At 41.1% G+C, this 13,697-nt stretch carries 12 protein-coding genes; 2 read left to right on the top strand and 10 right to left on the bottom strand.

Features of this window, described 5'->3' with window-relative positions; genetic code table 11:
* Nucleotides 1–219 precede the first annotated feature (219 nt).
* Entirely contained in the window at nucleotides 220–1,182 is a 963-nt protein-coding gene (locus tag B1C82_RS05770; protein ID WP_086446646.1) for a prolipoprotein diacylglyceryl transferase, read from the bottom strand.
* A gap of 71 nt (nucleotides 1,183–1,253) precedes the next feature.
* Entirely contained in the window at nucleotides 1,254–2,270 is a 1,017-nt protein-coding gene (locus tag B1C82_RS05765) for a M23 family metallopeptidase (RefSeq protein WP_086446645.1), read from the bottom strand.
* Between the two features lie 59 nt (nucleotides 2,271–2,329).
* On the opposite strand from B1C82_RS05765, the gene pcnB reads away from it, so the two are divergent.
* The gene (pcnB, locus tag B1C82_RS05760; RefSeq protein WP_086446644.1) at nucleotides 2,330–3,814 is read left to right on the top strand and encodes a polynucleotide adenylyltransferase PcnB; all 1,485 of its coding nucleotides are present in this window, start codon (nucleotides 2,330–2,332) and stop codon (nucleotides 3,812–3,814) included.
* Nucleotide 3,815: 1 nt separating this feature from the next.
* Here the strand turns inward: pcnB and recJ are convergent, their stop codons facing one another.
* From recJ to B1C82_RS05730, 6 genes are all read right to left on the bottom strand, one after another.
* Entirely contained in the window at nucleotides 3,816–5,720 is a 1,905-nt protein-coding gene (gene recJ / locus B1C82_RS05755) for a single-stranded-DNA-specific exonuclease RecJ (RefSeq protein WP_086446643.1), read from the bottom strand.
* A 2-nt stretch (nucleotides 5,721–5,722) separates the two neighbouring features.
* Complete coding sequence (locus B1C82_RS05750; RefSeq protein WP_010515397.1) at nucleotides 5,723–6,043, bottom strand: bactofilin family protein; 321 nt, start codon at nucleotides 6,041–6,043, stop codon at nucleotides 5,723–5,725.
* A 232-nt stretch (nucleotides 6,044–6,275) separates the two neighbouring features.
* Nucleotides 6,276–7,445 (bottom strand): iron-containing alcohol dehydrogenase, encoded by a 1,170-nt coding sequence (locus B1C82_RS05745; protein WP_086446642.1) that lies wholly within the window; start codon nucleotides 7,443–7,445, stop codon nucleotides 6,276–6,278.
* Between the two features lie 82 nt (nucleotides 7,446–7,527).
* Entirely contained in the window at nucleotides 7,528–7,851 is a 324-nt protein-coding gene (locus B1C82_RS05740) for a flagellar biosynthesis anti-sigma factor FlgM (RefSeq protein ID WP_008592868.1), read from the bottom strand.
* Nucleotides 7,852–7,863: 12 nt separating this feature from the next.
* On the bottom strand, nucleotides 7,864–8,613 hold the full coding sequence (gene rsmI / locus B1C82_RS05735; protein ID WP_086446641.1) for a 16S rRNA (cytidine(1402)-2'-O)-methyltransferase: 750 nt from the start codon (nucleotides 8,611–8,613) through the stop codon (nucleotides 7,864–7,866).
* Entirely contained in the window at nucleotides 8,610–9,317 is a 708-nt protein-coding gene (locus B1C82_RS05730; protein WP_411550345.1) for an LIC11073 family putative lipoprotein, read from the bottom strand. The genes rsmI and B1C82_RS05730 overlap by 4 nt, the downstream gene beginning before the upstream one ends.
* A 77-nt stretch (nucleotides 9,318–9,394) precedes the next feature.
* Between B1C82_RS05730 and B1C82_RS05725 the strand changes: the two genes are divergently transcribed.
* Entirely contained in the window at nucleotides 9,395–10,114 is a 720-nt protein-coding gene (locus tag B1C82_RS05725; RefSeq protein WP_086446639.1) for an LIC_20245 family lipoprotein, read from the top strand.
* On the opposite strand, the gene nadE is transcribed toward B1C82_RS05725, so the two are convergent.
* Entirely contained in the window at nucleotides 10,111–12,000 is a 1,890-nt protein-coding gene (gene nadE, locus B1C82_RS05720; RefSeq protein ID WP_086446638.1) for an NAD(+) synthase, read from the bottom strand. The genes B1C82_RS05725 and nadE overlap by 4 nt on opposite strands.
* Nucleotides 12,001–12,461: 461 nt before the next feature.
* A complete protein-coding gene (locus B1C82_RS05715) occupies nucleotides 12,462–13,694 on the bottom strand; it encodes a 3-deoxy-D-manno-octulosonic acid transferase (RefSeq protein WP_086446637.1) in 1,233 nt (410 codons plus the stop codon).
* Between the last annotated feature and the right edge of the window lie 3 nt (nucleotides 13,695–13,697).

Raw genomic sequence — 13,697 nt, 5'->3', positions numbered from 1 at the left:
GAGAACACAGAGGGCTTCTCACGCAGAGGCGCAAAGCCGCAAAGTATTTATCACGCGAAGTCGATAAGGTTGAGAAAATTTTAATAATGTAGGAAATTCCTACATTATTATACGACGAAGAACCAAAGACTGTGTAGGAGTTCTTACAAACTTTTTCACACCCTCTGCGTCTCCGCGACTCTGCGTGATTTATAATTTCCTTTGTGTTCTCCGTGTCTCCTAAGCTGGGACTGGTTCCTTCTCCCATAACTTCCATTTCACTAAGAAATATAAACCAACCAAGATAATCGCAATTGATACGTACTGAGATTGGGAAAATCCATGCCAGTAGTATCCGTTTAAGAAGGTTGTAGTTTCTCCGTTAGCTCCTGGAATGTTTGCTTGGACAGGAGGATCGAAGAACGGTATTACCGCTTTATTTACTCTTAAGAATTCTATGGCTAATCTTGCAAGTCCATGAAGGATTAGATATTGAGCACCTAAGCTAAACTTTTTGAAGTTCTGAAATCTTGCCCATTTTTGGAAGTATATGAAGAATAGAAACGATACAGCAGCTTCCATTACCGGGGTATTCCAAACGGGAACTCCGCTTGGAACTGCACTAGTCGGCCAGTATGTAAAAGTTAAAAGTGGAATATGATGGTGGGTCGCAAATCCATAACAGCCATCTCCTGAAACAAAACATCCTAATCTACCAATTGCATAGCCTAATGCCATACTCGGAATTGTTGCATCCAAGTAAGCCTTTACATCCAATTTGTTTTGGATCATGTACAGGCTGATAAATAAGATCCCGAATAGGAATCCTCCGTAAAATACCAAGCCGCTTCCCGAGAATAAACTAGACCAAAGACCAGGACGACCAGGGAATCCGTAAAAGTGGGTTAGTGGATATAGGTATATTCCGTCAAAACCAGGGGTATCTACGAAAATCTGGTCCCAAATCTCGAAAATAAAAAATATCTTAGCGCCTACGAATGTTCCAAAAACCCCTAAGATTAAAAGCCAATCTGCATGAGCTGGTTCTAAATTTCTTCTTTCAAGTTCTTTTGGTAGAAGATAGGAAGCCGCTAAAAATGCGATGACTACTAAAATGCTGAATGTGGAAATTCCTTCCCAATCGCTGCTGATCGTGGCTTGGACGAAATTTTTTAACCAGCCAATCTCTATGACTTTATACATGGTTCCTTCTTTGGATCTTTTTTCTCTTATATTCGTTCCCCGAATCGAGAAAGTTTCGGAGAGATTAAAATTTATTCCATATTCACGAATTCTGCAGGGTCCATAGGAGGATCGTAACCTATATGGACCTCATAATGCACGTGAGGACCTGTGGCCTTTCCTGTGGAGCCTACATTGCCTATATGTTGACCTCTGGTAACAATTTGTCCTTTTTCTACAAAGACTACGGAACAGTGGCCATACACAGTATAAAATCCGTTCAAGTGATTGATACGAATACTTTTTCCGAGTCCACCTGCTGATTGTCCATTATCTTCTATCACTCCTGGAGCAGTTGCGTAGATAGGAATTCCTTCGCCTGCCGCAAAGTCTATACCTGAGTGGAACTCTCCCATCTCGACTAAACCGAACGGATCCACTCTTCCTCCAAAAGTAGAAGTCACAAATCCTACTCCAGGTTTTAAAGGACGACCTCTCGGCATTGCATATAGAATGGATTCTCTTTCTTCCAAATAATCAAATGCGTTTTGGAAGGCATGTTTGATCTTGTATAATTCAATATTTCTTTCCGCAAAACCTTCGACTGTATCAGAATATAAATCCATGTTAGTCGATGATTCAGGAATATTCTTCTTTAAGCTGAACTCAGGTACGTAATCAAAGGTAAGAATTCTTTTCCAGGGGACTTCTTCCCAAGCGACTAAGTTTAACTGTTCTGTTTTCTTTTCTAATCCGGAAATTTCTTTCTTAGCATCTTTGAGAAGAGAGTTATAATAAAGAAATAACCCGACATTATTGTCAGTCTCTCGGATCAACTCCCGATTTGGTACAAAAAAGAAGTTCATGTACACTACAAATGCGCTCGCGAGTACAAAAAGTAGGACAGAAAGTACTCCTAAGAATGCAGCCATAAAAACACTTAGCTCTACATTCAGTACTGCTTCGTGATCATGTGGTACGAGCAGGAAAGAAATTTTGCGAGAGCCTTTTTCTTTGATTTTTAGCCAGGAAGAACGAAGCCGAAGATACTTGATCTTCAGCCTTTCTGCGGCTCTGGGGCGGTCTTCGAACTTTGCCTCGTTGTTCATAGATTTTTACTTGCAGGTAGGGGTCCGACGGGGATTATAGGACTTAACTATCCCATCATATGAAATTTCTGTCCAATCTCTTCAAGAAAAAAATAGGATCCGTCGACGACATTCTTATTTATCCGGAGGGGAAGAGGTTTTATCGGGATTCGCATCCAATCCGGAAGACAATGATCGACGAGGATGCGGTAAAGATCATCCACCGTCTCCACAAATTCGGATACAAGGCCTATATCGTGGGCGGAGGAGTGCGGGACCTTCTTTTGGGACGCAAGCCAAAAGATTTCGACGTTGTTACCAACGCGACTCCGAATCAAATTAAAAAAATCTTTAATAACTGTCGCATCATCGGTCGCAGATTTAAGATCGTTCATATTCTCTTTAAGGGGAAAGTGATCGAGGTCAGTACTTTTCGTTCTCTTCCAGAACATCGTTTCGAAAAACCTGTAGAAGATCAGGATTATCTGATCAAACGGGACAACAAATTCGGAACTCCACAAGAAGACGCTGCCAGAAGAGATTTTACGATCAATGCGTTATACTATGATATCCGTAATGATTCCATCGTGGATTATGTAGGCGGATACGAAGATATCCAAAGTAGACAACTTAGAGTAATCGGAAATCCTGATATCTCATTTAGAGAAGATCCTGTCAGAATGTTGCGCGCAGTAAAGTTCGCTGTACTTCTGGGTCTTAAGATCGATAAAGGTACGTCTAAATCTATTAAGAAGAATGTTCACGAGTTGGAAAAAGCTTCTTCTTCCCGTATGTTGGAAGAATATAATAAAATTTTCCGCACTTGGAGAACTTCTCTTATTTTCCAGGGGATGGCGCAGAATTCACTTTTGGAAGTCCTACTCAAGGAAGCGTTCGAAAGAGAACGCAGAAAAAATCCGGACTTCGGCGAAAAGTTTTTAGAAACCAGAGTTGGAAAACGTTTGGTGATCGCTGACAAACTTCTTTCAGAAAGAGAAGAACTCACACCTCAGATATTTTATGCACTTTTATTCTCCGACCTTGCTGAAGAGTCCTTAACTAAGAAGAGTGGCGGGCACCTGGTTGCTTCTTTAAAACAATCTTTGGAGCCTATTTTCCAAAGATTAGGAACTCCTAAAAAAGATAAGGAAAGACTGATTAAGGTATTTGCGTCTCAGGAAAGATTTACTCATATCGAAGACGACAAAGCTAGCCAAAACAATTTTTTCCGTAAGAAAGACTTCTTCTACGACGCGTTTTACGTTTATAAGATCAATGCGATTGCGGACAATAATGATAGGGCCTTACAGTCTGCATTCTTCTGGGAAATTTCTCTCCGTAAAAGACCAGTTCTACCAAACAGTATTGGTGGCGGCGGTGGTAGAAGAGAAGGCGGGCAGCAACAAGGTGGCCGTCCGAACCGAAATCGTAAAGAAAGAGAAGGTGGCGGCGGTCGATTTAAAGATCGTAACAGAAAAGGTGGTCGTCAAAACGGGGATCAGTCTAAGCAACAACAGTCAGAAGCGAGTTCACCAGATTCCGATTTTAACGAATCAGAAGATTGATTTATTCGAAGGATTGGACCACGAATTGAAGGCTGGTCTTTCCCTTGAAAGTGTTCTCTTCTAAACAACCCCAAAGATCTAACTCACCTTTTTCTCTTAATACTTGCGAGAACTCTTCTGCCTTATTCCAGACAATACATTGGATGGATTCAGAAGATGTCAAAATTTTGAACCTTGCATGTTTGCCGTCTGATAATGGACGATAAGAAAGTATTTTTGCACCTTTTACAGAGAGTAGAGGCGCTGGATTTTCCATACCAAAAGGTTCGAATAGTCCAAGCTCGATGTATAAATTTTCTCTTAACTCATGAGGTCTCAAGCTTACTAAACTTTTGGCTTCTTCTTTTAAGCCTGAAACTTTTTCTGATTCCAGCCAACTTCCTGCTTCTTGGAAAAGAATTTCTGCAAGTCTCGGGATTTGATCGATGGAAAGAGAAAAACCACCTGCTTCCTTATGACCGCCAAATTGATGAAAAATATTTTCTGCTTTTTTAAGAAGGTTTAGAACATTCTCTCGTCCGTAAGCTCTTACACTTCCTTTCGCGTGTCCATGATCCGGGGCAATGAATACAACAGGTCTTTTGTATTGTTCCACAAGTTTAGTGGCTACGATCCCGGAGACTCCAGGTTCGAAATCAGGTTCGTAACAGAATAGGATTGGCCTTTCTGTTCTTTCTCTTTTCCTTTTTAGAAAACCTTCTACCCTGAATAAATTTCTTTTGGTTCTCTCTCTTCTTTCATCATTCAATTTTAGAAGATCAATTGCTAGTGTTTCGGCTTCTTTGTCGGAGTTGGAAAGAAGAAGTGAAAGTGCTGCTTCTGTTTTTTGCATTCTACCTGCAGCGTTCAATGCAGGACCTATACTCCAGCCCAGATCTCTGGAGAGCACCTTCTTCTTGTCTAGATCCAATTGTGAGAAAAGTTTTTCTAGACCAGGACGATGAGAAAATTCACCCGTTTTAATCTTCTGAAGAGTAAAACAACCTTCTTTGACTATGATCCGATTTTCTCCTACAAGAGGCATCATGTCTGTGATGGTTCCGATAGAAGCAAGATCTAGATTTTTCAAAACCTGCTCCCAGATTGCAGGAGAAGAAGAAATTTGAGAATAGAAAACTTCTCTTTCAGGATACTGAGTTTTGGATGTAGTAGGCCAATCTATAAAAGTTCCAGAAAAACGTTTTTCTGCTTCTGACTTATCTCCTTGAAAAAGTTTAATCCCATTCTTTACGAGAGAACCACTAAAGAATGTTTCTCCATCAGGGATCCAGACCAAAGAATTATAATTATCTAATGTAGAATAAAGCCACGCGGTGATCAGTTTCCAGGAAATTACGGAAGTGCAGATTTTTTCGGTAGGGTAAAGAGAATCTCCTCTTTTAGGAGAGATTAGCTTACAAGAAGAAGGTATCCTTTCCGGGATCTCGTGGTGATCCAGAACAACTACTTGCATTCCTTCTTGGTTCAATTCCTCTATTTCGGTACTATTACTTGTTCCAAAGTCCAGAGTCACGAGTAGGTCTGGTCCCACCTCTCTAACATATTTCATTGCAGGTTCACATAGACCGTAATCTTCTTCGCTGGAAGTTTTGACTGTGAGTTTTCCTGGATGAATTCCTTTTAAAAAATTGGCGAGCAAACTTGTAGAACAAACGCCATCACTATCTCTATCTCCATAGAGTAAGATAGATTTATTTTCTTTAACTGCGATTTGAAGAATGCGGATAGATTCATCCATGTCCGGTAATAAAAACGGAGAAGGAAGATCTGAAATATTTTGAGAGAGGATCTTGAAAGGATCAGAAACCCCTCCGAACTTTGTCCCGAACACATGGGACTGGAGGGGAGTTAGGCCTTGGATGGATGAATTTGGTAGGTTATGAAAGTCAGGTCCATGCTGGGGCATAATTACATTATGCAATTCCCGCTGAATTTTGCTCCTGATTCGATTTCGAGATCCGGGGTGCGAACGTCTCCAACTAATTTTCCTGTTTTGCGAACGGAAACCTTGGAGGCAGCACTGATATTTCCTTTTAGGTCTCCCTCGATTTCCAGGGTTCCTGTTTCGATATCTGCCTCGACTCTTCCAGTTTCTCCAACGATTAAAGAGCCTGTTGTCTCAATTGTGCCTTTGAATTGGCCCTTGATCTTTAGCGCATTATTGAAACGTAGCTTGCCCCGGAATTGGATGTCTTCACCGATAATCGTGTCTATGGATTCTTCGCTCATGAGGCTCCATTCTTGGACCCTAACCAGGCCTTTCAAATGTTTTTCGAAGACATAAGCTCGTTTTTTTCGGCTCATAAGGGTTCGCACTGAGTTCACGGAGGACACAGAGTTTTTAATTTCAGGCAGAGGTCGAAGACTTAGAGGAATATAGGAGTTCCTACTACGCAGATACAAGCATGTTGGAATTCCAACAAATGCAAACCTCAGTGATCTCAGTGTTCTCCGTGCGAAACTAAAACGCGGCTACTAAGATTGTCTCGATCTCGTTTTTAGGAAGTTCCCTTGGCAAGGAATCTAAGAAAGGAAAAGAAGATGCAAGGCTTGCTATCCCAGGCAGATCTATCTTACGAACCTCGTATTCAGAAAGCCTTTGCGGGATCTTGAGTTCTATATAAATTTTACGGATACCTTCTACCGCTTTAATGGCTGCCTCGATTACCGAGATATTGGTGATGTCCTCGTCGAGTGCTTTTGCGATCATCACGTATTTACCCGCTGAGGAAGTGAGGTTATACTCCATTACGTGAGGAAGAAGAATGGACATTGCCTGGAAAACATCCAGGTTTGTCAGGTTAGAAGCAGCCAAAGAAAGTGCATAACAAAGTCCTAATGAACTAGAGGAATGAGACATCCCAACAAGCAAACTCGCGCCGAAGATCGCGTTTTTATACTGCAAATTTTTAGGGTCTCTGATAGCAGGAACTAAGTTTTTATAAATAATCTCTATCGCTCTTAAGGAAGAAGAGTTTGTAAGTTCGTTGGAATATTTAGAAAGAATACTATCTACTGCTGCTGCTAAAATTCCCACTCCAATCTTTGCAACGTCGGCAGAGGTCATGAAGCTGCTGATCTTTGCGTCAGCGATCACCATCTCAGGGAAAAGAAACTCATTAGAAAAATAACGAACTGTTCGATCGTCATCCATATAAACTGTGGCAGTAGGCGAACATTCCAATCCCATCACAGGATGAGTAGGGATCAGAATAAGTGGGATCGGTTTTTTAAGCCTAAGATTTTTTTTAAGTATAAACACATCTTCTGCAAACGCATCGTTATTTGCTAGAAGTGCTACTAATTTTGCAGTGTTTAAACTTTCGTAAGAACCATAACCTATGATACAATTCGCATTCGAGATCCTTGCGAAATAGGCAGCAGTATCCAGTTCTTTTAATGTAGGTTCCTTCTCTATATTGTCGTAGAGAATTACACCATCTATATGTTTTTCTAAGGAAGTTTTTATGATGGAGAACTCGTCCATATTCTCCAACTCACTTTGAGTGGAAAGAATGACTGCACGATTGCCAATATTCTTAACGAAGTTACCCATTTTAAAGCCACAATCGACTTCAAAATGGATTTTGGTGGGAAAACTAAAATTGATCCAGTCGGGGAGTATCGGCATTGTGTGTCGTTCTCCCTTTTAATTGAGAGGAAGTATAAAAAATCCGGAATTCAAGGGAAACAATTCCGGATTTAAATTTGGATTAACGGCCTAAAAAAGATTCTGCGATACGATCAGCAACTGCGTTCAGGATCTCAGGGCTGAGATTATCGTAATCTCCGTTCTTAAGTTTTTCCTTAACTTCTTTCAACTTCGTAGAACGTTCAGAATCCACTGGGCTTGCCACGATCTTTTGTGCGATCGTTTGGACTTCCGCTTGGATTCGAGCTTCCGAAGCCTTTTGTTTTGCAGTGTCGGAAATAGAAATATTATCAAATGATTCTTTAGATTCAGATTTGCGTACAGGAGTCGACTTACGTGGCTCGTAAGATCCTCCGCCAATGCCGCCTATTTTATCGATAGTCATGGGTTTTCCCTCTCACTCCAAAGTATCGGCATCTCCGACACGTCCGTTAAGCATTTTTTTTGGATTTGTATAGATTAATACTACAAATTCACCCTTTTCAGGGAATTTCAGGGATTCGAGGCTCTGAACGGGTTCTATTTTCAGGATTTCCTCATGGATTTTGGTCAATTCCCTCCCCAAAAGAATGGGAGAATTTGGAAAAATTTCTCTGATTGCGGCTAGAGTATCTCTGATCCTGTGAACAGATTCGAAGATGGTCAGAACTCCTTCAAAGTTCTCCCACTCTTTCAATTGATTTCTTTTTTTACCCTTCTTCTCTGATAAAAAGCCTAAGAAGAGAGAAGGCTGCACCTGCCATCCAGAAACAGAAAGCATGGAGGTTAGTGCACTTGCCCCGGGTATAGGAACGATTGGAATATTTTCTTCTCTTAAGATCCGAACTAGTTGAGAGCCCGGATCTGAAACCCCAGGAGTTCCTGCATCCGAAACTAGGGCCAAAGTTTTTCCTGATTTCAGATCTTCTATAATACCTTTGTAAGGTTCGGCACCCTGGTCTTTATATAAAGTCCGAGTCTGGGTAGAAATATCGTATGTCTGGAGAAGTCTTCTGCTATGAGAAGAATTTTCGCAATAAATTACATCCGCCTGTTTAAGGACCTGCACCGCTCTATATGTAATATCTTCTAAATTTCCTATGGGAGTAGCAACTACGTAAGCTGCTCCCGGTTTGATAGTAAATTTGGAAATGGGAGCTTCGCTCATAGATTGCAACCCGGCGGAGATTCTCCCGCTGGGCAGGCGCAACCTGTAGCCGCATTTCCCTTGGTACAAGGATTACAAGCGGTTCCTACAGGACAAAGTGATTGTGTGGAAGCAGAGCAACTTGCTGTAGTGCATGCAGTTGGGTTGCAACTGGTATTGATTCCACAATGATCCGGATAGATGGAACTACATCTTGTGACCGGAGTGGACATATTGGAAGTGATTCCGGTATTTAATAATGCTCTTAATGTGAAAGTATAGACCTCACATTTTTGGAACAACTGCACTGGAGAGAATGGCTGTAAGTTTTCGATTGTGTGAGTTACTACATTAGCGGTAGAAGCTTGGACCGCCAGCTGAGGAAACGAAGGTTGAACCCCGTTTTCCAAATACAAGTTTGCATTACTGATCGTTTCTCCCGCAGATGGAATAGCAAAAGTGATATAAAGATTATAACCTACGAACTGAGGTTCCAAATTTGTGATATAATACTTTAGATCGTACTCAGGCCTATGAGTGTCTATATTGTCGTATTTAGCTGTAACAGAAAAAATCTGGGGAACTCCAACAGGCGTTAGGAATACAAAGGGGGACTGGGTCACCTCAGTATTCGTTCCGCAAGAAGCGAAAAATAAAAAAACCGAGAATAAAACCGCCTGAACGGCAGGGGTTTTTAGGTTGCCTGCCTTTAGGGTCTGCTGGATTCTAAATTTACAACCCACAAGGATAGAATTCGACCTTGTAGTGGTCTTACAACTAAAAAATATGGGGCTCCCTCATCGTGACTAGAGTTCGAACATTATTAATTTCCGTAGTTTTTATCGTATTCTTCATCTTCTTGCTGGTAGTCTTATTTTGGACCGGCGATGAAGGTTCAGACTCCAAAAATAAACAAAGTGAAGCCGAAGCTCTCGCAAGTATTTTTGGCGGAGGTTCTGGATCCACTTCTGGAAATTCTTCTTACGGAAAAACGGGTGCGGACCCTTCTCTTTTTGATGCAAACTCAGATTTTTATAAGGCCGGAAAAGCGGAATATCGCGAACCGGAACCGGGAGAACCTTCTTCCGAAAGTAAACCTGGAGCTCCTGTAAGCGATTCGAATAACCCAGTAAACCCTCAAACTGGAAAACCATATACGAATGAAGAGATGGAAAGATTCGCACAGCTAAAGGAAAAGTTTCCGAATAACTCGCTTCTTCCAAGTCGTATGACTCCTGCTGAAAAAGAGCAAAGAAAAGTTTTTGAACAAAAAGTATCCGAGGCGACTCGTGCAGTTTTAAGCCGTACCGCATCCAAGGACCAAACGGTAACTTATTACGATTATATGGAGAAACAATCCAAAGACAGATTGGAGATCGTAAAATACTTGGTGGATTTGCAAAAAGGATCCGGAGATTCAGAGCAAGAAAAGAAATTAGAAACTATCCAACAAACAATGATCCAACAGTTGGAACAAGTCCAGAAGGATAAGCAAAGAGCTTACGAACAAGCCGGACTTTAGAACGAAATCTCACTTAGGATCGGAAAACGGAAACTGGATTTAGGATCTAAACCGTATTCATCCAAATGAAAAGAAGGCGGAAGCCTTTCTCTTTTCCATTGGTTAGCGGAGAATAATTTCAAAAATTTCTTTTTGCCTTCTTCTGCTTCTTTTGCGTCAGACCACTCCTGGGACTCTAAAAGATTGTCAGGAGATTTTCCTAAAAACACAAAATTCCTTTCTAATTTTTGGAGAAGAGGGTAAGGCATTAGATCTTTCTCGTCTTCTTGTTTTTCAGAAAGTGGTTTTAGTTCCGCAGTAGGCTTAGAGTTCAGAATTCCTTCGAGCGCGTTTATCTTAGGAAGAATAATATCTTTTCCTTCATGCACATTCTTTAGCCAAGAAAGTACGAATTCTTTACTCACTCCTGTAAGAGGAGCAACTGAACCGGAAGAGTCGCCATCCATAGTAGTATATCCTACACTTGCTTCGCTTCTGTTTCCTGTGGAAAGAAGAAGATGTCCGTTCAAGTTTGCAAGTAACCAGATGAGAGGAGATCTGACCCTTGCTTGTATATTTTGGAGTGCAAGATTATGATCTTTCCAGTTCGGAATAAGACCTTTTACGGAGGAAATTTTTTCCACCATGGATTTTACTTCTGAATCTACTGTGATCTCCGAATGAGTAAAACCTAATTCTTCTGAAAGTTGTTTTGCAGAATTTTTAGTTTGTTCCGAATTGTTTTCAGTTCCTTGGAAAAGTGTGAATAATAGATTTTTAGGATCTAAACCCAAGGATTCCAAATACTTAGGTCCTAATTCTTTTTGGCAGAATAAAATTCCGGCCTTAACAAGAAGTGCGCATGCGGCGCTATCGGCTCCACCTGAAAGTGATAATGTATAACCCTTAGTTTTGGATTTGATCAAATAATCGAATAAACCAAGAGAAGTCGCTTTTGTAAAATCCTGGAATAGATCTGATTTGGAAACTTGGACAGAATGATCAAAATTCTTTTGGGCTTTAAGAGGAAGTATTTCTATCCTTTGTAAACCTTTTCCTCTGGATCTAAATTCTTTTGTGCCGGAAGACCTGAAATTTCGCGCACGATTGGATCTGAGTTCTGTAGAATTTAGATCTAAATGAGTACTTTCAAAATCCGTAAAATGGAGTTTTGGACCTTCTTGTTTTACGTTCCCGTCTACGATCCCCATACATCCGCCTTCGAAGATCAATCGACCGGATTCGTTCCCGTCTAAATTCGCATAAAGAATTGCAGTGGAAGAATTTCTGGAAGACTCGGAGAACATTTTTTTACGTATTTCTTGTTTTCCCAAAGCAAAATGAGAAGCTCCCGGAGAAAGGATAAGATCTGCTCCTGCTTCTACCAAATATTGTCCTGGTCTTGTTTGGACCCAGGAGTCCTCGCAGATCTCGATTCCAAAATTGAAATCTGCACTTTCAAAAAGTAAGGAACCGAAAGGAAGCTCTGATCCGTCAGGACTGATCGCGTAATTTCTGGATTCTTCTCCTTTGGTGAACCATCTGTTTTCGTAATGAACTCCAGTTTGTGCTAGGTTCTGCTTCGGGATGAGCCCTAGTATTTTGCCGTTTTGTAAAACTGCAGTTACATTGAATAGATATGGGCTTTGGAAGAATGGAAGTCCGACAATTACTGTTTTACCGGAGGTTGTTTTGGCGATCTCTAAAAGACTTTTCCAGGATTGCTCCCAAACCCAAGGAAAATAGAAAGTGTCCTCACAACCATAGCCTGAAATACAAAGTTCCGGAAAAAGTATGAGAGAAGAATTTTCGTTAGCCTGGATGGCGGCTAGTATCTTTTCTCGATTTCCTTTAAAATCTAAGGCGGTCGTTTTCAAACTTACTGCTGTACAACGGTAGACGGACATTTCCTTCCTAGTATCCTCAATTGGTAGTTATAGAAAAGGATTTTTTGTTTCGGAGTGGCAGAGGTAGAAGAGGCACAGGGACTGTTTTCGCACAGAGCTTACGAAGGCACACAGAGGTGGGAAGTGAATTAAGGCAGGCTGCTGATCGTGAGACATGTTGGAATTCCAACATAGGGGTAACATCTGAATTGTAGGAACTCCAACAATCTCAATACTAAACGATTAACTCTCCGCGTCTTTGCGTCTCTGCGTGCCTAAAAATTTATTTAGCTCAAAATCTCACGCAGAGTCGCGGAGCCGCAGAGAGGAGAAGATTGATAAGGACCTGGTGTTAGAATGTTGGAACTCCAACATGGGGATAATCTGATATTGTAGGAACTCCAACAATACAGAAACCCTCTGCGTCCTAGCGCTACTGCTGAATAAAAATCCTCCGTGGGCTCAGTGTTCTCCGTGTGAACCTAAGCCCTTATCTCCAAATAAATCCTCTCCGCCGCTCCTCTGCCGGTTTCCACAAATTGACGGTTGGAAAAACGGATGGCTTCTTTTCGCTCGGAGCTTAATTGCAGTATCTCTAAAACTTCTTCTTTCGTGCGGATAATGAATAGACCGCCTCTATGATTTAGTTCGATCGCTTCTGGAGCATGTGTGATCCTTGGACCGCTTAGAAGTGGAAGTCCGAAGTAAGCAGGCTCCAAAACATTATGCACTCTATTATGTAATGCTCCACCTATATAGGCAAAGTCAGCAGCTCTATAAGCATGGGCCAAGATCCCGAGCACATCGAATAAGATCACCCGAGATGAAATAGAATCAAATTCTTGGCGAGAATATAAAGTATAGTCTGAAGTGAATGATTTGATCTTGGCTTCTAACTGAATGATCCTGGAAGGATCTGTTTTATGAGGGAAGATCCAGAACCCAGTATTTTTGAGGGAAGGTTCTTGCAGAAGTGGAAGTAATAATTTCTCACATGGCTCATAAGTAGAAGCTAGTAAAAATACTTGGGAGAAAGAATAATTTTTTGGTCTTTTAAATTCTCTTTGGCTCGTTTCTATTTTTTGGATTACAGAATCAAATCTGGAATCTCCTAAAGTCTTGATGAATTTTTCACCGAGTAATTCTTTAAACTTCTCTTCTCCGGAAGAATGAGAAGTTAAAATTTTATCGAATAACGAAAATGCTACCTTGTAAAATTTCTTCTTTAAAAATCCTTTAGGAGGAGTGATGACCGCGGAAGCAAGTATGGTCTGGATCCTTCTTTTTTTAGCAGCTAAAAGTAAATTCGGCCAACGATCCCAGGCCATACATATGAGAACTTGAGGAGAAAATTTATCTAGGATAAAATCATAACTCCAAGGAAAATCCAAGGGAAGCCGAAATTTCAGATCTGCAGGAAATGCCTCTAGACTAGAATCCCTGACTGAATCGGAAAATACACTTTGGAGTAGAAAGGTTTCCGGTTCCTTCTTCTTATAAACTTGTGCAAGTGCCTTGCATTGGTCTAATTCTCCCACCGACGCGGCATGTAACCAAACTACTTTTTGGGCCTTGGGTGCAAAGGGGTAGGAGAGAATTCTTTTCTTATCTTCTTTTCTGGTTTTGAGAAAGTTTTTTGCCCCAGGAATGAAGAGAGAGAAAACGAAAATCAAGGGCCAAAGAAGGATCGTCAAAATCCGATACGTTATTAGCATAGT

Source organism: Leptospira venezuelensis, assembly GCF_002150035.1.
Lineage (GTDB): Bacteria > Spirochaetota > Leptospiria > Leptospirales > Leptospiraceae > Leptospira_B > Leptospira_B venezuelensis.
Note: the sequence above shows the minus strand (reverse complement) of the source record. Positions and strands in the feature narration are given on the sequence as shown.

Coding starts and splice junctions, on each gene's coding strand:
- B1C82_RS05770 (WP_086446646.1), bottom strand. CDS start 1,182: ATGTATAAAGTCATAGAGATTGGCTGGTTAAAAAATTTCGTCCAAGCC.
- B1C82_RS05765 (WP_086446645.1), bottom strand. CDS start 2,270: ATGAACAACGAGGCAAAGTTCGAAGACCGCCCCAGAGCCGCAGAAAGG.
- pcnB (WP_086446644.1), top strand. CDS start 2,330: ATGAAATTTCTGTCCAATCTCTTCAAGAAAAAAATAGGATCCGTCGAC.
- recJ (WP_086446643.1), bottom strand. CDS start 5,720: ATGCCCCAGCATGGACCTGACTTTCATAACCTACCAAATTCATCCATC.
- B1C82_RS05750 (WP_010515397.1), bottom strand. CDS start 6,043: ATGAGCGAAGAATCCATAGACACGATTATCGGTGAAGACATCCAATTC.
- B1C82_RS05745 (WP_086446642.1), bottom strand. CDS start 7,445: ATGCCGATACTCCCCGACTGGATCAATTTTAGTTTTCCCACCAAAATC.
- B1C82_RS05740 (WP_008592868.1), bottom strand. CDS start 7,851: ATGACTATCGATAAAATAGGCGGCATTGGCGGAGGATCTTACGAGCCA.
- rsmI (WP_086446641.1), bottom strand. CDS start 8,613: ATGAGCGAAGCTCCCATTTCCAAATTTACTATCAAACCGGGAGCAGCT.
- nadE (WP_086446638.1), bottom strand. CDS start 12,000: ATGTCCGTCTACCGTTGTACAGCAGTAAGTTTGAAAACGACCGCCTTA.
- B1C82_RS05715 (WP_086446637.1), bottom strand. CDS start 13,694: ATGCTAATAACGTATCGGATTTTGACGATCCTTCTTTGGCCCTTGATT.